Origin of the sequence: Solilutibacter silvestris, from assembly GCF_050574925.1 — a bacterium.
Classification (GTDB): Bacteria; Pseudomonadota; Gammaproteobacteria; order Xanthomonadales; family Xanthomonadaceae; genus Solilutibacter; species Solilutibacter silvestris_A.
In genome coordinates, this window is sequence record NZ_JBCMOO010000002.1 from 90,951 (window position 1) to 112,723 (window position 21,773).

General features: G+C 64.4%; 19 protein-coding genes. 10 read left to right on the plus strand and 9 right to left on the minus strand.

Going from position 1 to position 21,773, the window contains the following annotated elements; translation table 11 throughout:
• Positions 1 to 43: 43 nt before the first annotated feature.
• Both ABE093_RS00915 and greB read left to right on the plus strand, forming a co-directional pair.
• Positions 44 to 1,567 (plus strand): helicase HerA-like domain-containing protein, encoded by a 1,524-nt coding sequence (locus ABE093_RS00915; RefSeq protein ID WP_430758986.1) that lies wholly within the window; start codon positions 44 to 46, stop codon positions 1,565 to 1,567.
• Between the two features lie 31 nt (positions 1,568 to 1,598).
• Positions 1,599 to 2,102 (plus strand): transcription elongation factor GreB, encoded by a 504-nt coding sequence (greB, locus tag ABE093_RS00920; RefSeq protein WP_430760048.1) that lies wholly within the window; start codon positions 1,599 to 1,601, stop codon positions 2,100 to 2,102.
• Here greB and rimO read toward each other — a convergent pair.
• The gene (rimO, locus tag ABE093_RS00925; RefSeq protein WP_430758987.1) at positions 2,099 to 3,430 is read right to left on the minus strand and encodes a 30S ribosomal protein S12 methylthiotransferase RimO; all 1,332 of its coding nucleotides are present in this window, start codon (positions 3,428 to 3,430) and stop codon (positions 2,099 to 2,101) included. The two genes, greB and rimO, sit on opposite strands and share 4 nt — an antisense overlap.
• Positions 3,431 to 3,492: 62 nt before the next feature.
• On the opposite strand from rimO, the gene ABE093_RS00930 reads away from it, so the two are divergent.
• Positions 3,493 to 4,158: a dienelactone hydrolase family protein gene (locus ABE093_RS00930; protein WP_430758988.1), complete on the plus strand. Its 666-nt coding sequence runs from the start codon at positions 3,493 to 3,495 to the stop codon at positions 4,156 to 4,158.
• Positions 4,155 to 4,580, plus strand: coding sequence for an HIT domain-containing protein (locus ABE093_RS00935; protein WP_430758989.1), 426 nt, complete (start codon positions 4,155 to 4,157; stop codon positions 4,578 to 4,580). Before ABE093_RS00930 ends, ABE093_RS00935 begins: the two co-directional genes overlap by 4 nt.
• On the opposite strand, the gene ABE093_RS00940 is transcribed toward ABE093_RS00935, so the two are convergent.
• Genes ABE093_RS00940 through apbC form a run of 3 tightly spaced genes read right to left on the minus strand, consistent with a single transcriptional unit; the run spans position 4,581 to position 6,599 of the window.
• A complete protein-coding gene (locus ABE093_RS00940; protein WP_430758990.1) occupies positions 4,581 to 5,099 on the minus strand; it encodes an RDD family protein in 519 nt (172 codons plus the stop codon).
• Positions 5,100 to 5,131: 32 nt separating this feature from the next.
• Positions 5,132 to 5,698: a dCTP deaminase gene (gene dcd, locus ABE093_RS00945; protein ID WP_430758991.1), complete on the minus strand. Its 567-nt coding sequence runs from the start codon at positions 5,696 to 5,698 to the stop codon at positions 5,132 to 5,134.
• Positions 5,699 to 5,753: 55 nt separating this feature from the next.
• Positions 5,754 to 6,599 (minus strand): iron-sulfur cluster carrier protein ApbC, encoded by an 846-nt coding sequence (apbC, locus tag ABE093_RS00950; protein ID WP_430758992.1) that lies wholly within the window; start codon positions 6,597 to 6,599, stop codon positions 5,754 to 5,756.
• A gap of 171 nt (positions 6,600 to 6,770) precedes the next feature.
• Between apbC and ABE093_RS00955 the strand changes: the two genes are divergently transcribed.
• The 5 genes from ABE093_RS00955 to rnfB all read left to right on the plus strand — a co-directional run bounded on the left by ABE093_RS00955 (position 6,771) and on the right by rnfB (position 15,108).
• Positions 6,771 to 8,777: an alpha/beta hydrolase family protein gene (locus ABE093_RS00955; RefSeq protein WP_430758993.1), complete on the plus strand. Its 2,007-nt coding sequence runs from the start codon at positions 6,771 to 6,773 to the stop codon at positions 8,775 to 8,777.
• Between the two features lie 206 nt (positions 8,778 to 8,983).
• Positions 8,984 to 11,923: a TonB-dependent receptor plug domain-containing protein gene (locus ABE093_RS00960; protein WP_430758994.1), complete on the plus strand. Its 2,940-nt coding sequence runs from the start codon at positions 8,984 to 8,986 to the stop codon at positions 11,921 to 11,923.
• A 164-nt stretch (positions 11,924 to 12,087) separates the two neighbouring features.
• Positions 12,088 to 12,528 carry a DUF2147 domain-containing protein gene (locus tag ABE093_RS00965; RefSeq protein WP_430758995.1) on the plus strand — a complete coding sequence of 147 codons (441 nt, stop codon included), beginning with the start codon at positions 12,088 to 12,090 and terminating at the stop codon, positions 12,526 to 12,528.
• Between the two features lie 100 nt (positions 12,529 to 12,628).
• Complete coding sequence (gene metG / locus ABE093_RS00970; RefSeq protein ID WP_430758996.1) at positions 12,629 to 14,671, plus strand: methionine--tRNA ligase; 2,043 nt, start codon at positions 12,629 to 12,631, stop codon at positions 14,669 to 14,671.
• Positions 14,668 to 15,108 carry an Rnf electron transport complex subunit RnfB gene (gene rnfB / locus ABE093_RS00975; protein WP_430758997.1) on the plus strand — a complete coding sequence of 147 codons (441 nt, stop codon included), beginning with the start codon at positions 14,668 to 14,670 and terminating at the stop codon, positions 15,106 to 15,108. Before metG ends, rnfB begins: the two co-directional genes overlap by 4 nt.
• On the opposite strand, the gene ABE093_RS00980 is transcribed toward rnfB, so the two are convergent.
• The 5 genes from ABE093_RS00980 to ABE093_RS01000 form a co-directional block, all read right to left on the minus strand.
• Complete coding sequence (locus ABE093_RS00980) at positions 15,092 to 16,045, minus strand: TraB/GumN family protein (RefSeq protein WP_430758998.1); 954 nt, start codon at positions 16,043 to 16,045, stop codon at positions 15,092 to 15,094. The genes rnfB and ABE093_RS00980 overlap by 17 nt on opposite strands.
• Positions 16,046 to 16,080: 35 nt before the next feature.
• Positions 16,081 to 17,886, minus strand: a complete 1,806-nt coding sequence (gene mutL / locus ABE093_RS00985; protein ID WP_430758999.1) for a DNA mismatch repair endonuclease MutL — start codon at positions 17,884 to 17,886, stop codon at positions 16,081 to 16,083.
• Positions 17,887 to 17,930: 44 nt separating this feature from the next.
• Complete coding sequence (locus ABE093_RS00990) at positions 17,931 to 19,235, minus strand: N-acetylmuramoyl-L-alanine amidase (RefSeq protein ID WP_430759000.1); 1,305 nt, start codon at positions 19,233 to 19,235, stop codon at positions 17,931 to 17,933.
• 79 nt (positions 19,236 to 19,314) lie between these two features.
• Positions 19,315 to 19,818: a tRNA (adenosine(37)-N6)-threonylcarbamoyltransferase complex ATPase subunit type 1 TsaE gene (gene tsaE, locus ABE093_RS00995; RefSeq protein WP_430759001.1), complete on the minus strand. Its 504-nt coding sequence runs from the start codon at positions 19,816 to 19,818 to the stop codon at positions 19,315 to 19,317.
• Positions 19,815 to 20,669, minus strand: a complete 855-nt coding sequence (locus ABE093_RS01000; protein ID WP_430759002.1) for an NAD(P)H-hydrate dehydratase — start codon at positions 20,667 to 20,669, stop codon at positions 19,815 to 19,817. Before ABE093_RS01000 ends, tsaE begins: the two co-directional genes overlap by 4 nt.
• Here ABE093_RS01000 and queG point away from each other — a divergent pair.
• Positions 20,668 to 21,765 carry a tRNA epoxyqueuosine(34) reductase QueG gene (gene queG, locus ABE093_RS01005; protein WP_430759003.1) on the plus strand — a complete coding sequence of 366 codons (1,098 nt, stop codon included), beginning with the start codon at positions 20,668 to 20,670 and terminating at the stop codon, positions 21,763 to 21,765. The genes ABE093_RS01000 and queG overlap by 2 nt on opposite strands.
• Positions 21,766 to 21,773: the final 8 nt, after the last annotated feature.

A 21,773-nucleotide genomic window follows, 5' to 3' on the forward strand; every position in this document is an offset into this window, starting at 1 on the left:
GCGACGCCGCTTAGAATCGACGCTTTCAATGCGGAAAAGTTCCATGGATCCGGCTTCGACAAGCAATATTCTCGTCGGCAAATCGATCACCACCGCCAAGGGCGACAAAGTCTGGTTGCTGCCCAAGTACGGCAATCGCCATGGACTGGTGGCCGGCGCCACCGGTACCGGCAAGACGGTGACATTGATGACGCTGGCGGAAGGATTCGCGCGCCTGGGCGTCCCGGTGTTCCTGGCCGACGTCAAGGGCGATGTTGCCGGTTTGGCGATGGCGGGCGCAGCCAGCGACAAGTTGAGCGAGCGCGTCGCCGAAATCGGCGTCGACGGCTATACCAATGAAGGCAACCCGACCATCTTCTGGGACCTGTGGGGCCAGAAAGGCCATCCGGTGCGCACCACCGTCAGCGAGATGGGCCCGCTGCTGCTGTCGCGCATCCTCGAACTCAACGACACCCAATCGGGCGTGCTGGAAATCCTCTTCAAGCTCGCCGACGACCGCGGCCTGTTGCTGCTCGACCTCAAGGACCTGCGCGCCCTGCTCGGCCTGATCGCCGACGAACGCAAGGACATCTCGACCAGCTACGGACTGGTGAGCACGCAGTCGATCGGCGCGATCCAGCGCGCCTTGCTGCAGATCGAGCAACAAGGCGGCGATGCCTTCTTCGGCGAACCGGCGCTCGAGCTGGGCGACCTGATGCGCACCACGCAGGACGGCCGCGGCATGATCGGCATCCTCGCCGCCGACCAGCTCATCCTCAAGCCCAAGCTCTACACCAGCTTCCTGCTGTGGCTGCTGTCGGAACTGTTCGAGAAACTGCCGGAAGTCGGCGATCTCGACAAGCCGAAGCTGGTCTTCGTGTTCGACGAAGCGCATCTCCTGTTCGACGATGCGCCGCCTGCGCTGCTGCAGCGCGTGGAACAGGTGGTGCGACTGATCCGTTCCAAGGGCGTGGGCGTGTATTTCTGCTCGCAATTCCCTGACGACGTGCCCGACAACATCCTCGGCCAGATGGGCAACCGCTTCCAGCATGCGTTGCGCGCCTTCACCCCGCGCGACCAGAAGGCGGTGAAGACCGCCGCCGAAACCTTCGTCGCCAACCCCGAACTCGACGTGGCGAAAACGATCAGCCAACTCGGCGTCGGCGAGGCGCTGGTCTCGACCCTGCAGGACAAGGGCATTCCGATGCCGGTGGAACGCACCCTGGTCGCGCCGCCGCGCTGCCGGATGGGCGCGATCACCGATGCCGAGCGCCAGCAGGTGCGCGCAGGCAGCCCGGTCGGAATGAAATACGACCAGGCAGTCGATCGCGAATCCGCATTCGAGATGCTGTCGAAGAAGGCCGATGCCGCGGCGGCCAACAACGATGCCCCGCCTGCCAAGGGCGAGGAGCACGAGGAAGAAGGCGGCTTCGGCCAGGCGGTGAAGGATGCGGTCTTCGGCACCAAGCGCCGCCAGGGCATGATCGAGACGATGGCCAAGCAGACCGTGCGCACGATGGGTTCGCAGGTCGGTCGCCAGATCCTGCGTGGCGTGCTCGGCGGCATTTTCGGCGGCAGCAAGCGCTGACGCCGGGCGCGCAACGATGACGCAGCCGCCGATGGGCCGCTGGCGACCGCCCGCCGAACAGAGCACGGCGCTGATCACCCGTGCCGGCCATGACCGGCTGAAGGCGGAACTCGACGATCTCTGGCGCGTGCAGCGTCCGGAGGTCGTGCGTGCACTGGCAGCGGCGGCGGCCGAAGGCGATCGTTCGGAGAATGCGGAATACACCTATCGCAAGAAGCAGCTCGCCGGCATCGACCGCCGCGTGCGTTACCTGAGCAAGCGACTGCCGCTGCTGCATGTAGTGGAAAGCAGGCCGAGCCATCCCGACCGGGTGTTCTTCGGCGCGCAAGTCACGCTGGAACGCGGCGACAGCGGCGAGGAAGTGCGTTACCGCATCGTCGGACCGGACGAGACCGACGCCGCGCTCGGCCACATCAGTATCGATTCACCGCTGGCGCGTGCGCTGCTCAACAAGCGTGTCGATGACGAATTCGATGCCACGCTGCCGGGCGGCGTGGTGCATTTCGCGATTGTCGAGATCGAGTACGACGCTTAATCGTTGTAAACGACTTCGCCGTAGAGATCGTGCTCGTCGCTGCCCATGATCTGCACCGAAACGAAATCGCCCGGCTTGAGGCCAGCCTCGAAACCGTCCTGGATCTGCACCAAGCCATCGATCTCCGGCGCATCGGCCTTCGATCGCGCGATCGCCAGTTCGCCATCGATCGCATCGACGATGCATTCCTGCACCATACCGATCTTGGCCGCCAGCTTCGCTTCGGAAATCGCCGCCTGGACGTCCATGAAGCGCGCCAGGCGTTCCTGCCGCACTTCGTCCGGCACCGGATCTGGCAGCGCGTTGGCCGCCGCGCCCTCTACCGGCGAATAGGCGAAGGCGCCGACGCGATCGAGCTGCGCTTCCTCGAGGAAATCCAGCAACTCTTCGAACTCGGCTTCGGTCTCTCCGGGGAAGCCAACGATGAAGGTCGAGCGGATCGTCAGTTCCGGGCAGATCGCCTTCCAGCGCTGGATGCGTTCCAGCGTCTTGTCGACCGCGCCGGGGCGCTTCATCAGCTTCAGCACGCGCGGACTGGCGTGCTGGAACGGGATATCGAGGTACGGAAGGATCTTGCCCTCCGCCATCAGCGGAATCACGTCGTCGACGTGCGGGTACGGATAGACGTAATGCAGGCGCGTCCACGCGCCGAGTTCGGACAAGCCTTCGCACAGCGCCTTCATCCGCGTCGCGTACGACTTGCCATGCCACTCGCGTTCGGCGTACTTCAGGTCGACGCCATAGGCCGAGGTGTCCTGCGACACCACCAGCAATTCCTTGACGCCGCCACGCACCAGCTTCTCGGCTTCGCGCAACACGTCGTCCACCGGGCGCGACACCAGGTCGCCGCGCATCGACGGGATGATGCAGAAGCTGCAGCGATGGTTGCAGCCTTCGGAAATCTTCAGGTAGGCGAAATGCTTCGGCGTCAGCTTCAGGCCGTAATCGGGCACCAGATCGATGAAGGGATCATGCTTGGGCGGCAGCGCGACATGCACCGCATCCATCACGCTGGCGTAGTCCTGCGGCCCGCTGATCGACAACACGTCCGGATAGGCCTCGCGAATCACCTCGCTGCGCTTGCCGAGGCAACCGGTGACGATCACCTTGCCGTTCTCGGCCATCGCCTCGCCGATCGCGTCCAGCGACTCCGCCACCGCCGAATCGATGAAGCCGCAGGTGTTCACCACCACCACGTCGGCATCGTCGTAGCTCTGCACCAGGTCGTAGCCCTCGACCCGCAACTGGGTGAGGATGCGCTCGGAATCGACCAGCGCCTTGGGGCAACCGAGGCTGACGAAACCGACTTTGGGCTGGGACAGGGACATGCAGGCCACCGGGAAAGGGTGTGGAATTATAGGGAACCCGCCATTTCCCGGCAGACTTCCCCATGAACATCACCCTCGACACGCCCGATGGCCGCATCGGCGGCTGGCTGGCCCGCCCGGACCGGCCATCGACCATGGGCCTGGTGGTCCTCCAGGAAATCTTCGGCGTCACCGCGCATATCCGCGACATCACCGACCGCTATGCAGGGGAAGGCTTCATCGCGCTGGCACCGGCACTGTTCGATGTCGTCACACCCGGCGTCGACCTCCCCTACGACGGCGACGGCATGCAGCAGGGCCGCACGCTGATCGGTGAACTGGGCTTCGACCGGGCATTGCGGCTGGTGGATGCGGGCGCACGGCGCCTGCGTGAAGAAGGCGCAACGCATGTCGGCGTGGTCGGCTTCTGCTGGGGCGGCACCCTCGCCCTGCTCGCCAACCTGCGGCTCGGCCTGCCCGCCGTGGGGTATTACGGCGCCCGCAATGCGAATTTCCTCGACGAACCCTTGCGCGCACCCATGCTGTTCCACTTCGGCGCCGAAGACGCCTCGACGCCGGCTACCGACATCGAACGCCAACGCGCGGCATGGCCGCAGGCCGCCTTCATGGTCTATCCGGACGCCGGCCATGCCTTCAATCGCGACTGCGACCCATCGCACTATCATGCCGACGCGGCGACGCTTGCCAATGCGGAGACGCTGGCATTTTTCCGGGAACACCTGGCATGAGCGAATTCCAGCTGCATCCGCAACTCGCGGCGGATACGCTTCCGGTCGCATCGTTGCCCTTGTGCGACGTCCTGCTGATGAACGACGCCCACTATCCGTGGCTGATCCTGGTGCCGCGCGTCGCCGATGCCAGCGAACTGCTCGATCTCAACGAAGGCGATCGCACGCGACTATGGCGCGAAATCGATATCGCCTCGCGAGCGCTGCGCGAACAATTCGTGCCCGACAAACTCAACATCGCCGCGCTCGGGAACATGGTGAATCAGTTGCATGTCCACGTGGTCGCCCGATTCAAGGGCGACGCAGCATGGCCGAAGCCGGTGTGGGGCGCGCAGCCGGCGAGGCCGTATCCGGCCGAAGACTCCGTCGAACGCCTGTCGCGCTTGCGCGATGTCCTGGAGCGCCTCGTCAACGAAGGCTGACTATTCCGCCTTCACCACTTGGGTTCCCGCGATCAGGTCATGTCCGCAACGACGGTCGTCGCGGAAAATCAGCAAGGGGTCCACGATCATCGCAAGCGGCCCGATGACGGGAACGTTCGCGATCACTTGCAACGGCAAGTAACGCAGGCCGAGCAATCGACCGAGTGAAGGCTTGGCGCCCGACAGATCGACGATCTTGATTCCCAGCATCTTCTTGCCCCAGGTCTGGCCGGACGCATGCAGCGGAATCCCCTGGACCACGATCAACACGGCGAAGCCGATCACGCCCCACAGCAACATGGTGCCGATGGCGACCTGGTGTCCTTCGGACGCCGCCGTCATGACCGCGCTCCAATAGCCCCCCACGAACATCAGCGGAAAAATGATCACGCCCATGATCAAACCGTCGATGAGGGAAGCCCCGAATCGTTCGCCACGACCGGCGAGATTGGCATCCCCCATGACCGCGACATCGGTGATGGCGGACTCGGGACTGCGGTACGGATTCTGATCTTCCATCGTGCTTCCCCGTGCAGTGAGAATGAAACGGATCAGGTCTTCGGCAGCGTGACGCCGGTCTGTCCCTGGTACTTGCCGCCGCGGTCGCGATAGCTGGTATCGCAGACTTCGTCCGACTGGAAGAACAGCATCTGCGCCACGCCTTCGTTGGCATAGATGCGCGCCGGCAACGGCGTGGTGTTGCTGAATTCCAGCGTCACGTGGCCTTCCCATTCCGGTTCCAGCGGCGTGACGTTGACGATGATGCCGCAGCGCGCGTAGGTGCTCTTGCCGAGGCAGACCACCAGCACGTCGCGCGGGATGCGGAAATACTCGACGGTGCGGGCCAGCGCGAAGGAGTTCGGCGGGATGATGCATTCGTCGGCGGTGATGTCGACGAAGCTGCCGTTGTCGAAATGCTTGGGATCGACAATCGTCGAATTGATGTTGGTGAACACCTTGAACTCGCGGGCGCAGCGCACGTCGTAGCCATAGCTCGAAGTGCCGTAGCTGACGATGCGTTCGCCGTTGACCTGCTTGACCTGCCCGGCCTCGAACGGCTCGATCATGCCGTGCTGATCGGCCATGCGGCGGATCCAGTGGTCGCTCTTGATGCTCATCGGGGTGTCCGGCGGGTAAAGACGGGAATTGTATCGGTGCAGGCGCCGGCGCGGCTCACAGCAAGGTGGCGGAGATCGACGACGTCGCCCGCGGGCGACGGTCCAGCGCCTCCAACAGGCGCTCGGCGACGCGGCGGTAGGCCTGCCCGACCGCGGATTCGGGTTCAGCGGCGGCGATCGGGATGCCGGCGTCGCCCTGCTCCCGGATATGGATGTCCAGCGGCAACGATCCCAGCAGCGGCACGCCGTAACGTTCGGCCATCTTTTCGCCGCCGCCTTCGCCAAAGATGTGCTCGGCATGTCCGCAATTGCTGCAGACGTGCACCGCCATGTTCTCGACGATGCCCAGCACCGGCACGTTCACCTTCTCGAACATCTTCACGGCCTTGCGCGCGTCGAGCGTGGCGATGTCCTGCGGCGTGGTGACGACCACCGCGCCCGCCACCGGGATCTTCTGCGCCAGGGTGAGCTGGATGTCGCCAGTCCCCGGCGGCAGGTCGATGACGAGGATGTCGAGATCGTCCCAACGGGTGTCGTTGAACAGTTGCGTCAGCGCCGAAGTCGCCATCGGCCCACGCCAGATCATCGCGGTGTCCTCCTGGTCGACCAGCGCGCCGATCGACATCAGCTGCAAACCGTGCGCGCGCAGCGGCTCGATCGATTTGTTGTCGGGACTTTCCGGGCGATCGGTCGTCCCCAGCATCATCGGAATGCTCGGGCCATAGACGTCGGCGTCCAGCACGCCGACCCGCAGGCCGGATTGTGCAAGCGCCACCGCCAGGTTCACCGCCGTGGTGGATTTGCCCACCCCGCCCTTGCCGGAGCCGACCGCGATGATGTTGCGGATGCGCGGGTCGGGGGAAAGATTGGGCTGGACGGCGTGGGAATTGAGTCCGGACATCTGGAGAACACTCTGGGAAGGGAGTCGTGGCCGCCGGCGCACACGGGCCCAAGTCGACAACTGTGTATATTTTGCGGCATGGGGGGACGGAGTGGTGATCGCGAGCGTTTGCTGGCATGCCCCTCGTGCCGCTCCATTTCACCGTCAACAACATTCGAGGGGAACCGATCCATGTCGAAATTGCGCCTTGCCCTGCTTGCCGCGATGGCAGCCACGACCGCCGCCAACGCCAGCGAACCCATTCCCGCGGACGCATTTGCGCGCAGGCAGCAAATCCAGTCCGTGTCGATGAGCGCGGATGGCAAGACGCTGGTCGCACTGATCGAAGCCCCCAACTCCAACCACAAGGACACGGCGCTCGCGACCTGGAACCTGGACAACCCATCCGCCGGCTCCGTCGTCACCCCCTCGGGTGAGCGCATGAAATTCATTTTCGCCAGCGCCCTGAAAGCAGGCCGCGTATTGGTGAGCGGCCAGCAGGACTGGACCGGCCAGCTCGGCGGTTGCGGCGAAGGCAACGAAAGTGGCGCCACCAAGACCGTGGTCAACAAGACCTACCTGACCGACGTCAGCCAGAAGAATTTCAGCGAAGCCTTTACCGACAAGAGTTACCGGGCCGGCGTGAGCGAGGACACCCGTCGCTGCCTCGACCTGATGTCGACTGCGCGACTGGTCAATGCACTGCCGCTCGATCCCGAAAACGTGGTCATCCAGCGCTACGAGACCCAGAGCGGACGCAACGATTACTTTCTCTACAACCTGCGCAGCAATGGCGCCAAGTTGCTGTTCCGAGCGGACGACAAGAGTTCGCCGGAGTTGATCAATCCCCGCAATGGCGATGTCCTGGTTCGTGCCGAATCCGAACCCAGCGGCGACGACTACGTCTTCAGTTATTCGATCCGCAATTCCAAGACCGGCGAATTCGAAGCGCAGCCCGCCCTCTCGCACAAGGCCAGCGAACGCTATGCCGTGGAGTTCCAGGGCATCGACGAGAGCACCGGCAAATACTATGTGTTGACCGACAAGTTCTCGGACTTGATGCAGGCCCGCATGTACGACCCGGTCACGAAGAAATTCGACGAAGAACCGCTGGTCGCGCATCCGCAGTACTCGATCGGCCGACTCATCCTCGGCAAGCAGCCGCACGACTTCAACAAGGTGCTCGGCTTCACCGTCGATGGCCTGGAGACGGAAGTCGTCTACACCGACAAGGATCTGGCAGGACTTCAGGCCGGACTGAAGCAGGCCTTCCCCAAGCAGACGGTATTCATCCAGAGCTACAACGACGATTACTCGCGCGTCCTGTTCACGACCGAAAGCGCACAGCATTCGCCGTCCTACCACTTGCTGTTGAACCGCAAGAACGTGATGGACATCGGCAGCGAACGGCCGTGGATCAATCCCGCGCAGCTCGGCGAAGAACGATTGATCACCTACAAGGCGCGCGACGGCATGGAAATCCCGGCCATCGTCGATCTTCCCGCCGGCTGGAAACAGGGCGACGCACCGGTGCCAGCGGTGGTGCATCCGCATGGCGGTCCCTGGGCGCGCGACAACGCCGGCTGGGATGCTTCCGGCTGGGTGCCCTTCATGACATCACGCGGCTATGCCGTGATTCGTCCGCAATACCGTGGCTCGACGGGCTTCGGTCGCAAGCTGTGGCTCGCCGGTGACGGCCAATGGGGCCTGAAGATGCAGGACGACAACGACGATGCCGCCGACTGGCTGGTCAAGCAGGGCATCGCCAAGCCCGGCAACATCGCGATCTTCGGCTATTCCTATGGCGGTTTCGCCGCTTCGGCCGCCGTCGTGCGCCCAGGTGGACCTTTCAGCTGCGCCATCGCCGGCGCCCCGGTCACCGACCTGGCACGCATCGGCCGCAACTGGAGCGAAGGCCGGCTGCAACGCATCCTGCAGGGCAATACCGTCAAGGGCATGGACCCCATGAAGAACACCGACAAGGCCAGCATCCCGGTCCTGCTGTTCGTGGGTGACCGCGACGTCCGTACGCCGGCCTTCCACGCCAAGGGCTTCTACGACGCCGTGCAGGGGCGCGTCCCCGCCAAGTTCCTGCTGGTCCCGAACCAGAAGCACCAGATGCCCTGGACCTACGAGGCGCAGATGTTGACGCTTCCGGCCATCGAGAGCTTCCTGCAGAAAGACTGCAAGAGATCCTGAGTCCTGTGTGCAGGTGCACAACAACCGGTTGGCTTGTCCAACCGGTTGTTGCCGTTGCGGATTGTCTTAGCAGTCAGACATTAATTTTTTGTGACATGTATCAATTTTTAACCGGTTAATTACATAAAACAAACACAAAACGGCCAATTCAAGACCCGCCTACCTATACTCCCTGAACAAATACGTAATTAATGGGGAGTCACCACGTGCGATCTGTCAACCGTAAATTGCCTTTGTTCCTGGCTGTCATGGGCTGCCTCTATGGCTCTTCCGCGCTCGCCCAGTCGACGCCGCAGGACAAGCCGCAGTCCGAGCAACCCGCCAGCGACGCCAAGAAGAAAGACGGCAAAGCCGAAGCCAAGAGCAGCGATCTCGGCACGGTCACCGTCACCGGCTCGCTGATCAAGCGCAAGGAATTCGATTCGATCTCGCCGGTGCAGGTGATTACCGCCGATACCAGCGTCATGGTTGGCCAGACCGACACCGCCCAGTTCCTGCAGAAGTCCAGCGTCGCTGCCGGCGCGACCCAGATCACCAACCAGTTCAGCGGCTTCGTCGTTGAAGGTGGTACCGGCGTGCAGACCATTTCGTTGCGTGGCCTTGGCGCCAACCGCACCCTGGTGTTGTTGAACGGCAATCGTCCCGGTCCCGGCGGCACCCAAGGCCAGGTCGGCGCGTTCGACCTCAACGTGATCCCGCAGATCATCCTGCAGCGCGCCGAAATCCTGAAGGACGGTTCGTCCTCGATCTACGGTTCCGACGCCGTGGCCGGCGTGGTCAACCTCATCACCCGCAAGAACATCTCCAAGCCGGAGATTTCGATCACCGCCAGCGATCCGGTCCATGGCGGCGGCAAGTCCCTCTCCGTCTCCGGGCTGGTGGGCTGGAACTTCAACCGCGGCAACATCGCCCTGGCGGCAAGCCTCGACAAGTCGGAAGCGCTGAAGAAGGGCGACCGCAGCTACCTCAGCTGCTCGAACGACCTCACGTACGGCACCTACGGCCAGCGCATCGACCGCCAGGATCGCTCGATCCTCGCCGGCAGCAAGCTCGCCGGTTGCAACAACATGTACTTCAACACCGTGATCGATGTCGTCACCGGTCGGCGTTACATCCCGTCGCCGGATGGCACGACCGTCGGCATGATTCCCGGCTATCGCCCGCGCGCCAACAAGACCTACGGCCCGAACAACACCGGACAGGCCTATTACGAGGACGTGCTCAACGGCGACTTCCTCAAGAATGCCGATATCGTGAACCGCCAGCAGCACGGCACCCTCTATGGAACCGCCGACTTTGCGCTGAGCAGCACGGTCAATTTCACCGCTGAAGTGCTCTACAACCAGCGCAAGACCGAAGCACGCGGCTTCCGCCAGTTCTTCCCGATTGTTGCCACCAATGCAATCTATGACGCTTATTCGGACAACCCGAACTATGTCGCCAAGGTTCCCAGCGGGCTGGCTGAGCCGATCATGCCGTTCCGCGACGACTGGAACGTCAAGGTCGATTACCTCTACGGCGTGTTCGGACTCGACGGCCAGCTTCCGTTCAAGGACTGGACCTGGAAGGTCAGCACGGCATACACCCGATCGAAGGGTACTTACGAACACCTGGACATCCTGAAGTCCAAGTCCGGCGACGCCAACTACACCGATATCGCACCGAAGCTCGACTATTTCGATCCGGGCTTCCTCAACGGCTCGCGCATGAACGAGCTGGTGAATGCGATCGGCGCCTGGACCAAGGGCACCACCACCTACAACCAGCTCGACGTCAATGGCTCGCTCAGCGGTACGCTGTTCCACCTGCCCGCCGGTGACGTCGGCGCTGCCTTCGGCGTCGATTACCGTCGCTACAGCATCAACGACCAGCCCAGCGTGGAATCGACGAGCGGCAACACCTGGGGTTACTCCTCGGCCCAGATCACCCGCGGCACCGACAAGGTCAAGGAAGTTTTCGGCGAAATCGAAGTCCCGCTGCTGAAGGGCATTCCCGGCATCGAAGCGCTGACGGCAAACGCCTCGGCACGCGCCTTCAAGTACGACTCCGTGAAGGGCGGCTGGGACAATGTGTGGAAGCTCGGACTGAGCTGGCAGATCACCCCGGCGATTCGCCTGCGCGCCACCAAGGGCACCTCGTTCCGCGCGCCCGGCCTGTACGAACTGTACCTGGGCAACCTGTCCGGCTTCGTGTCGCAGACCTCGATCGACCCCTGCATCAACTGGGGTGACAGCCAGAATCCCAAGATTCGCGCCAACTGCTCCGCGGCCGGCATCCCGAACAACTACACCGGCGGCGGCTCCACGGCCGAAGTCTTCCAGGGCGGTGGTGCTGGCTTCCTGAAGCCGGAAACCTCGCGGGCATTCAGCGGCGGCATCGTGTTCACGCCGTCCTTCGCACCGATCAGCGTTGCGCTGGACTACTACGACTACCAGATCTTCGGTGAAATCACGAGCCTGGGCGCGAGCACGATCCTCGGCGGCTGCTATGGCGCCACGGTCTACCCGAACGACTTCTGCAAGATGTTCTCGCGCAACGCGCCGAACGCCGCGGTCGATCCCAACAAGATCACGACTGTCCACGCGACGTACGTCAACATCAACAAGGAACGCGCGCGCGGCTACGACATGATCATTCGCTACGACAACAAGTTCAGCTTCGGCAAGCTTGAAGTCGAGGCCAACATCACGCGTGCGATCGAAGACACCTCGCAGTTGTTCAGCACCGCGGCTGCCAGCGGTTTCAGTACTTCCAATGCCACCGGCTACATCGGCTATCCGAAGTGGGTGGGCGACCTGCGCACGTCGCTCCGCCGCAACGACTTCACCTACACCTGGGGCATGAACTACGTCGGGCAGACCAAGAACTTCGACGTCAGGGAAGTCACCACGGCAACCGACAGCTACTTCGGCTATGTCGGCGGCCTGCGCCTGGTCCATGCCAAGGCCCGCCTGTACCACACCGCTTCGGTGCAGTACTCGCACGGCAACTGGTCGATGCTGTTCGGCGTGCGCAATCTGTTCGACAGCAAGCCGCCGCTGGTGTCTTCCGGCGTCGCCACCAAGTACGGCAACATCCCGGCCTTCGCGACCCAGTACGACATCTACGGCCGCACGCTGTTCGGCCGCTTCAACTACAAGTTCTGAGGTTGAACGCAGCACCTGCAAACGGGAACCCCGCTTCGGCGGGGTTCTTTTTTGCCCAACTTCCATACCAGCTGAACATGCGGCGTAGCGACAGGACACATTCACCGTGTTCGGCTATAAGTCTCTCCAATGCCGATGCCCGGCATCCAAGGAGTTTCCGAACCATGCGCAAAACCCTGATCGCCCTCTGCCTGTCCGCCCTCCCGCTGGCTGCATTCGCCCAGCACGCATCGCCGGTCGGAACATGGACGACCATCGACGACGCGACCAACAAGCCGAAGTCCACCGTCGAGATCTACACCACGACCAATGGCTCCCTGGCCGCCAAGGTGGTTGAAGTGCTGCAGTCCGACCAGGGACCGCACCCGGTATGCGAAGCCTGCTCCGGCGAACGCAAGGGCAAGCCCGTCGAAGGCATGGTCATCATGTGGAACGTCCGCAAGGACGGCGACACCTGGGACGGCGGCAAGATCCTCGATCCGCACAACGGCAAGACCTATTCCGTGAAGCTGACCCCGAGCGCCGATGGCAGCAAGATGGAAGTGCGCGGCTACATGGGCTTCTCGCTGCTCGGTCGCAGCCAGACCTGGATCCGCAAGCACTGATCGCACCAGGCATCGCTCCACCACACGGGCCCGGCATCGCCGGGCCTGTTTTTTGGGGCCCATGCGATAATCGCGAACCCCGCGTCACATGACCTTCCCGATGTCGTCTCCGACCCTCGTCACCTGCGCCCTGCCCTATGCCAACGGGCAGATCCACCTCGGCCACCTGGTGGGTTACATCCAGGCCGACATGTGGGTGCGCGCGCGCCGGATGGAGGGCCGCGAGGTGCATTTCGTCTGCGCCGACGATACCCACGGCACACCGATCATGCTGGCGGCGGAAAAAGCCGGGCAGACGCCGGAAGCGTTCATCGCCGGCATCCAGCAAGCGCACGAACGCGATTTCGCTGCCTTCCATGTCGCCTTCGACCATTACGATTCGACCAACTCCGCGGGCAATCGCGCGCAGACCGAATCGATCTATGCACGCCTGCTCGCAAATGGCCACATCGGCAAGCGCAGCGTGTCGCAGCTCTACGATCCCGAACGCGGGATGTTCCTGCCCGACCGCTACGTGCGCGGTACCTGCCCCAACTGCGGCAGCCCCGACCAGTACGGCGACAACTGCGAAGTCTGCGGCGCCACTTATGCCCCGACCGAGTTGAAGAATCCCAAGTCCGTGGTGTCCGGCGCGACGCCGGTGCTACGCGATTCCGAACACTACTTCTTCGAGCTTGGGCAGTTCGAGGCCTTCCTGCGCGAATGGCTGTCCGGCGATGTCGCAATCCCCGGCGTGAAGGCCAAGTTGCAGGAATGGCTGGACGGCGATGGCGGCCTGCGCGCCTGGGACATCTCGCGCGACGCGCCCTACTTCGGCTTCGAAATCCCCGGCGCGCCCGGCAAGTATTTCTACGTTTGGCTGGATGCGCCGATCGGTTACCTGTCCAGCTTCGAGGTGCTGTGCAAGGAACGCGGCCTGGACTTCGACAACTACCTGCGCGCCGGCAGCAATGCCGAAATGCACCACTTCATCGGCAAGGACATCGTCAACTTCCACGGCCTGTTCTGGCCGGCGGTGCTGCATGGCTCCGGCCAGCGCACGCCGACGCGCCTGCACGTCAACGGCTATCTGACCGTCGACGGCGCCAAGATGTCGAAATCGCGCGGCACCTTCGTGATGGCGCGTACCTATCTCGAACAGGGCCTCGACCCCGAAGCCTTGCGTTACTACTTCGCTGCGAAATCATCCGGTGGCGTCGACGACCTCGACCTCAACCTCGGCGATTTCATCGCCCGCGTGAACAGCGACATCGTCGGCAAGTTCGTCAACCTTGCCAGCCGCTGCGCCGGTTTCATCGAAAAGCGTTTCGACGGCATGCTCGCCGCAACGCTGCCGGAAGCGGCGATGTACGACGATTTCGTCAAGCGTCTTGCTGCGATCCGTGCCGCCTACGCCAACGACGACATCGCGCAGGCGCTGCGCCTGACCATGACGCTGGCCGACGAGGCCAACAAGTACATCGACGAGCGCAAGCCGTGGGTCATCGCCAAGCAAGATGGCGCCGACGCCGAACTGCAGGCCGTGTGCACCCAGGGCATCAACCTGTTCCGCGTACTGGCGCTGGCGCTCGCTCCGGTGTTGCCCGACGTTTCCAGGCGCGTCGCCGAGTGGCTGCAGGCGCCATTGTCGGCGTGGACGGATTGCGACCGTCCGCTCCTCGCGCAACGAATCAACGCTTACCAGCCGCTGTTCACCCGAATCGACCCGAAACAGATCGACGCCATGACCGAAGCTTCGAAAGACACCTTGCAGCAAGCCACGACCGCGCCGGCCACGACGACGGCCGCCACCGAAACGAAGAGCGAGCCGGCCTTCATCGGGATCGACGATTTCGCCAAGCTCGACCTGCGCGTGGGCAAGGTGCTGGAGTGCGGCTTCATCGAGGGCTCCGACAAGCTGCTGCGCTTCCTGCTCGATGCCGGCGACCTCGGCCAGCGCCAGATCTTCTCCGGCATCCGCGCCAGCTACGGCGAACCGGAAAAGCTCGTGGGCCGCAGCGTGGTGTTCATCGCCAACCTCGCCCCGCGCAAGATGCGTTTCGGCACCAGCGAAGGAATGATCCTGTCCGCCGGCTTCGACGGCGGCGGACTGTTCCTGCTCGACGCCGACAGCGGTGCGCTGCCGGGCATGCCGGTGCGGTGAACCGTCACGATCTGGTCGAACGCCTCGACCGCCTGCTGCCGCAGACGCAATGCGGCCAGTGTGGTTACGACGGCTGCCACCCCTATGCCGAGGCGATGGCGCGGGGTGAAGCTGGCATCGACCACTGCCCTCCTGGCGGCGATGAAGGCGCGATCGCGCTTGCCGCAGTGCTTGGCGTTGACGCGCGTCCCTACGATCGTACGCGCGGCGAATGCAAGTCGGCGATCGTGGCGGAAATCATCGAAGACGAATGCATCGGCTGCACCAAGTGCATCGCCGCCTGCCCGGTCGACGCGATCATCGGCGGATCGAAGTTGATGCACGTGGTGATCGACGAACTCTGCACCGGCTGCGAGTTGTGCATCCCGCCCTGCCCGGTCGATTGCATCGTGATGAAGCCGGCGGTCGGCGCCCTTGGCGTCAGCGCGTCGCCTTGACCCCGCACGCCGAACACACGCGCTCGACCTTGTAGCCGCGCGCCTTCAATCCTTCCACCAGGCCATCCGGTCCGAGCAGGTGCAGGGAACCGACCACCACCAGCGTGTCTTTCTCGCCGGGCGCGTCGATCATGGATGCCAGACGCGGCAACCAGTGGGCATTGCGATCGGCATCGATGGCGCGATAGGCATCCGGGTAGTGGTCGCGCATCTTCAACCCCATGTCGTTCCACAGGGCATCGGCATCGCCGGCACGCCAGGCCTTGTGCAGGGTTTCGATCTCGCCGGCAGTCGAACCATCGTCGTCGAGCGATTCCTCAAGCATCTGCACCTGGTCCTTCTGCGACAGTCCGGACAGGAATTGCACCTGTTCGGCGACCGTTTCCAGTCCGAGCGTCTGCTTGCCGCCATCGCTGGCGGCCTTGCTCATGTGTTCGTCCAAGCCGAATTCCGGCGACATGCCGGCTGCCTGGTATTCGAGCTGGGTGATCATGATCGCGACGAACCATGGCTTGAAGCGCCGCAGCATTTCAGGACTGAGTCCGGACTTCGCCAGTTCTGCTTCGTGCTTCTTGGCCCATGCCGCGAACTTGGCTTGCTGCTTCGGCGTCAGGTCGTTGTCGAGCGTGGTGCTGTCCATCCGGAACCCGGACTTGAACAACGCCATCGCGGCGGCGTTCTTGTCCTGCATTTCCGTCGGGGATATCTCGAACACCACCTTCGTCGATTTCGCCAACGCGGCATCGACGTCATTCGACAACGGGTAGTCACTGGCCTTGAGGACGTGGAAGGAACCGAGCAGGTAGACGCAATTGTCGGCATCGCAAGCCTTCCACAGCAGCGGCACCGGACGCGACGTCGCCGGCGCGGCATCGCGCGCCAGTGCGCTTCCGCAGGAAAGGAGCAGTGCCAGGCCAAGCATGCGGAAGAGATTCATTCGTGCGTGTCTCACTGGGTTCGGATTCGAAGGGATCAGCGACCGCGCAGGAACCAGCGGTCGATGTCGGCAAGGGAGAAATGCGCCCAGGTCGGACGACCATGGTTGCACTGGCCGGAACGTTCCGTCGCTTCCATGTCGCGCAGCAAGGCGTTCATTTCCGGAATGGTCAGGCGGCGATTGGCGCGCACCGCGCCATGGCAGGCCATGGTCGAAAGCAGTTCGTCGCGCGTTTCCGCCACGCGCCGGCTGGCACCGTGTTCGCGCAGGTCGGCAAGGACATCGCGCACCAGCCCTTCGGTGTCGCCATTGGCGAGCAGTGCCGGCACCGAGCGGATGACCACACTGCCCAGGCCCGAGCGCGTCAGTTCGAAACCGAGCGATTGCAATGTCGCGGCCTCCTGCTCGGCGACTTCGGCTTCGCGTTCGGCGACCGCGAGCGTGATCGGCACCAGCAGCGGTTGCGTGCGCAGGCCCAGGCCATCGTGCGCGGTCTTCAGGCGTTCGTAGCCGATGCGTTCGTGCGCGGCGTGCATGTCGACCACGATCAGGCCATCGCGTGCTTCGGCAAGAATGTAGATACCGTGCAATTGCGCCACGGCGTAGCCCAGCGGCGGGATTTCGCCGGGTGCTTCCATCGGCATGGCCGCCGGCATTGCCATCGACGACGACTGTTCCGACGGTGAGGCATACAGCGACTGCCACGCCTGCGTCGTCTGCTCGGCAACACGCAAGCCCAGCCCGCTTTGCGCGAACGATTGCGGCAACGACATGCCGGCTGGCGCGAACGCCGGTCGATCGCCGGTTGCAGCCGTCGGCGTCGTCGCCTCGCGCCCTGCCCGCGCTTCCGCCAATGTCGCCGCGACGGCGTGGTAGACGGCATCGTGGATCAAGCGCGCATCGCGGAAACGCACTTCGTGTTTGGCCGGATGCACGTTGACATCGACCCGGCGTGGATCGAGCGCCAGGAACAACACATAGGCCGGCTGACGGCCGTGATAGAGCACATCGGCGTATGCCTGCTTCACCGCATGCGCGATGGTGCGATCGCGAATCGAACGGCCATTGACGTAAACGTATTGCTGGTCGGCGCTGGCGCGGTTGTAGGTGGGATCGGCAACCCAGCCGGAGACCTCGATGCCGCCCGCTTCGTGTTGCAGATGCAGGGCGTGGGCGAGGAACTCCGCGCCCAGGGTTTCCTGCAGGCGTCCCTGCGCGAACAGTCCGGCGTCATTGGGCTCACCGCGATAGCGTCGCGATGGCTTGCCGTTGTGGCTGAGGCGCAACTCGATGTCGGGACGCGCCAGCGCCAGCGAGCGCAACCACTCTTCGATATGCCCGAGCTCGGTGCGTTCGGCGCGCAGGAACTTGCGCCGTGCCGGCGTGTTGAAGAACAGGTCGCGCACTTCCACCGTGGTTCCGGTCGGATGCGCCTTCGGTACGACCTCGCCGATGCGGCCACCCTCGATGGCGAGTTCAGCGCCATGGTCGGCATCGCGATGGCGCGAACCGAGGCTGAAACGACTCACCGAAGCGATCGACGGCAACGCTTCGCCGCGAAACCCGAGCGTGCCCACTGCCTCGAGATCGTCCAGCGAGGCGATCTTGCTGGTGGCATGGCGCTGGATCGCCAGCGGCAATTCGTCGGCGGGAATGCCACCGCCATCGTCGCGCACGCGGATCAGGCGGGTGCCGCCATCCTGCAATTCGATTTCGATGCGATGCGCGCCGGCATCGAGCGCGTTCTCGACCAGTTCCTTGACCACCGATGCCGGCCGTTCCACCACTTCGCCCGCGGCGATCTGGTTGATCAGGGTTTCGGGCAGTTGGCGAATCGGCATCGGGCACACGGATCGGGATGATCCGTGATGATACCGGGAGGTCCTCAGGGCCGCGCGGCGGTATTGCTTGCCCCACCCATGTACATCGCGGCGTACTGCGTGCCCGGCGGCGGCTGGCGGCGGAAATAGGTGTGAATGCCGTTCAGCACGGCGCGCGCGAGTTCACGCTGGTAGTCGGGATTGTTGAGCTTGCGCTCTTCCCCGGGGTTGCTGATGAAAGCCGTCTCGACCAGCATCGACGGCACGTCCGGCGAACGCAGCACCACGAAATTGGCACGGTCGATCTCGCCACGATGGGTCTTGCCGAGATCGGCGAGGCCACGCAGCACCTGGCTGGCGATTTCCTCGGAGGCGCGCTGGGTGGCGCTCTGCGAGAGATCGAGCAGTACCGAAGCCAGCGTATTGTCCTTGTCGCGCAGGCGCACGCCACCGACCAGGTCGGCGGCGTTTTCCTGGTCGGCCAGCCAGCGCGCGGCCTGCGAGGTCTGGCCACGCCGCGACAGCACCCAGACCGACGAACCGCTCGCCGAGGGATCGGTGAAGGCGTCGGCGTGGATCGCCACGAACATGTCGGCCTTGTGCTGGCGTGCGAGCTGGTAGCGCCGCACCAGCGGGATGAAGAAATCGGAATCGCGGGTGAGATAGGCCTTCATCCCCGGCGTCGCGTTGACCTGGCGCGCCAGCTCCTTCGCCACTTGCAGGGTGATGTTCTTCTCGAGGCTGCCCGCTGCGCCGTGGGCGCCGGTGTCCTGGCCGCCGTGGCCGGCATCGATGGCGATCAGCAGCGGACGACCACCGCCGCGCTTGGCGACGTCGGCGACGGTGCGGACAGGCGCCTGCGCGGTCGGCGTGGTGTTCGGCGGCGGCGCGACGACCACCGGCGGTCGTTCGACCACGGGCTGTTGCGCCGGCGGCTGTTCGACGAGCTGCGGCTCACTGGTCGTTGCCGGTGCGCTCTGTGTTGCGGCGGCGACCGGACGGGCATCGCCCTCGCCGTCGTCCGGCCACTCGATCACCAGCACGCGACCGTTGGCGTTCGATTCCATGTGGGGACGGATCGCCACGGTGTCGCCGCGCAGGTCGAAGACCAGTCGCGCCGAACCCGGCTCCGGGGTTCCGCTGCGGACGCCGCGGACCAGGCCCGCGCCATAAGGCATCGGCAGGTCCGACGAGACCGCGCTGTCCTTGAAATCGACGACCAGGCGGCGCGGATTGTCGAGGTTGATGATGGTGTATTGGGCGTCGCGGTCGAGCTGGATCTCGGCCCGGGTGCCGGTCGCGCCCTGGCTCACGCGCACGGCGCGCACGTCCGCGGCCCACGACGGAAGCGCGAGCAGCAGAAGGATCATCGGGATCGCTGTTCGTACCGCGCGCACTACTCGCCCCTGGACCAAGCCTTGCCGATTCAAGCATCCTGCCTGCGTCATTTCAACGAATTCCTTGCGAATCGGGAACTTGGGTCAGCAATCTCTCAGGTTCCTCGAGCTTTTCCAGCCACTCCCGTCCCGTTTCCGTGTCCGCATCGAAGCTGGCGGCACGTCCCGAACCCGCGACCTCGAGCCTGACATGGAGATCGGCCGGCGGCAATGCGCCGGCGCCCCGCTCCGGCCATTCCACCAGCCACAGGCGGCCGTCGTCGGGGTCGAGACCGAGGAATTCCAGCTCACCGGCATCACCGATGCGATAGAGGTCGAGGTGGAGGGCGTCACCCGAGGCGATCGGATAGCGCTCGACCAGCGTGTAGGTCGGGCTGCGGATCGCGCCTTGCACACCCAACGCGCGCAGCATCGCCCGCGCCAGGGTCGACTTGCCGGCGCCGAGATCGCCGTGCAGCCAGACGACGGCACGCGCCGGCAGCCGTCGCGCCAATGCACCGGCCAAGGCGATCGTGGCGGCTTCGTCGGAAAGATGGATCGGGAGACCGGGTTTCATCCAGCCATTCTCCGTGGAAACACCGACGGCAGCGCAGCGATGAGATCTGAAGCGAGCAAGCCATGTTCGCCCTGTCGTTCGGCGACGACATCGCCGGCCGCGGCATGCAGCACCGCGCCGATCCATGCCGCGGCGAACGCATCGTGATGCTGCGCACGCAAGGCCGCGACGATTCCGGTCAGGGTGTCGCCCATGCCAGCCGAGGCCATCCCGGGATTGCCGCCTTCGACGACGCGTGTGTCTTCGCCATTCGCGGCGACCAACGTGCCGTGGCCTTTCAGCACTGCGACGCAGCGATAGCGTTCGGCCAATGCCTGCGCGCTACCGAAACGATCGGCTTGCACGTCATCGGTGGAGATTCCAAGCAGACGCGCCGCTTCTCCCGGATGCGGCGTGATGACGCTGCCCGCCGGCAATGGTCGTCGTTGGGCGCGCGCGACCAGGGTCAACGCATCGGCATCGATCACCAACGGGCGCCCCGATGACAGCGCCGCTTCCAGCAACGATTCCGCCCAGGGATCGCGTCCAAGGCCGGGACCGATGGCGATCACGTCGGCACTGTCGATCAACTCGGCGATGCCTGTCGGCGATTCGACCGCATGCACCATGCATTCCGGGCGTCGCGCCAACAGCATCGCGACATGTTCCGCGCGCGTTGCCGCCGAAACGCGCCCCGCGCCCGCGCGCAACGCCGACTCCGCACACAGGGCCAAGGCACCACCCATGCCGCGGCCACCACCGATGCACAGCACGTGGCCGAACATGCCCTTGTGGGCATCGCGGGGACGTTGCGGGATCTGCGCCTGGGCATCGGCAAGCGTGGCCACTTGATGTCGCGAGGCTGCGGTCATGCGCGGATTCTATACTTTGCGCATCGTGTCCACGCCCAATGCTCCCGCTGCGAACGAGCCACAACGACTGCGCCGGCAGATCGAAGCGCTGGCACGCGCCCGTGGTTTCCAGCGCTTCGGCGTGTCCGGCGTCGAACTCGGCGAGGACATCGCGCATCTCGAGCGCTGGCTGTCGCAGGGCCGCCACGGCGACATGGCGTGGATGGAACGCAACCACGACAAGCGCAGCGCGCCGGAACAACTGGTGCCGGGCACCTTGCGCGTGATCTGCGTCGGCATGGATTACGGCCAGGATCCCGAGCCCGCATGGGCGACCCTCGACGATGGCGAACGCGCCTACGTCGCCCGTTACGCGCTGGGTCGCGACTACCACAAGCTGATGCGCAAGCGCCTGCAGCTGCTCGCCGACGACGTCGCCGCGATGATCGGCCCGCTCGGCCATCGCGTCTTCGTCGATTCCGCCCCGGTGCTGGAACGCGCATTGGCGCGCAACGCTGGCCTCGGCTGGATCGGCAAGCACACCTGCCTGATCGACAAGGACGGCGGTTCGTGGTTCTTCCTCGGCGAACTGTTCGTCGATCTCGACCTGCCCGTCGACGCGCCCGCCGGCAACCACTGCGGCACCTGCGCGCGCTGCATCGACATCTGCCCGACCCAGGCGATCGTCGCGCCCTACCAACTCGACGCCCGGCGTTGCATCGCCTATCTCACCATCGAGCACGAAGGCGCGATCGACGAGGCGCTGCGCCCGCTGATCGGCAACCGCATCTTCGGTTGCGACGATTGCCAGCTGATCTGCCCGTGGAACAAGTTTGCCCGGCGCAATGACGAAGCCGATTTCCGCGCCCGCAACGCCCTCGACACCGCGACCTTGCCGCAACTGTTCGCCTGGAACGAGGACGAATTCCTCAGTCGCAGCGAAGGCAGCGCGATCCGTCGCAGCGGCTATCAGCGCTGGCGCCGCAATATCGCGGTGGCGCTGGGCAATGCGCCGTCCACGCCGGACGTGATCGCCGCGCTGGAATCCGCGCGCAACGAAGCGGATGCACTCGTTGCCGAACACGTGCAATGGGCGCTGGCCCAGCACCTGCGCTAGAACCCGGC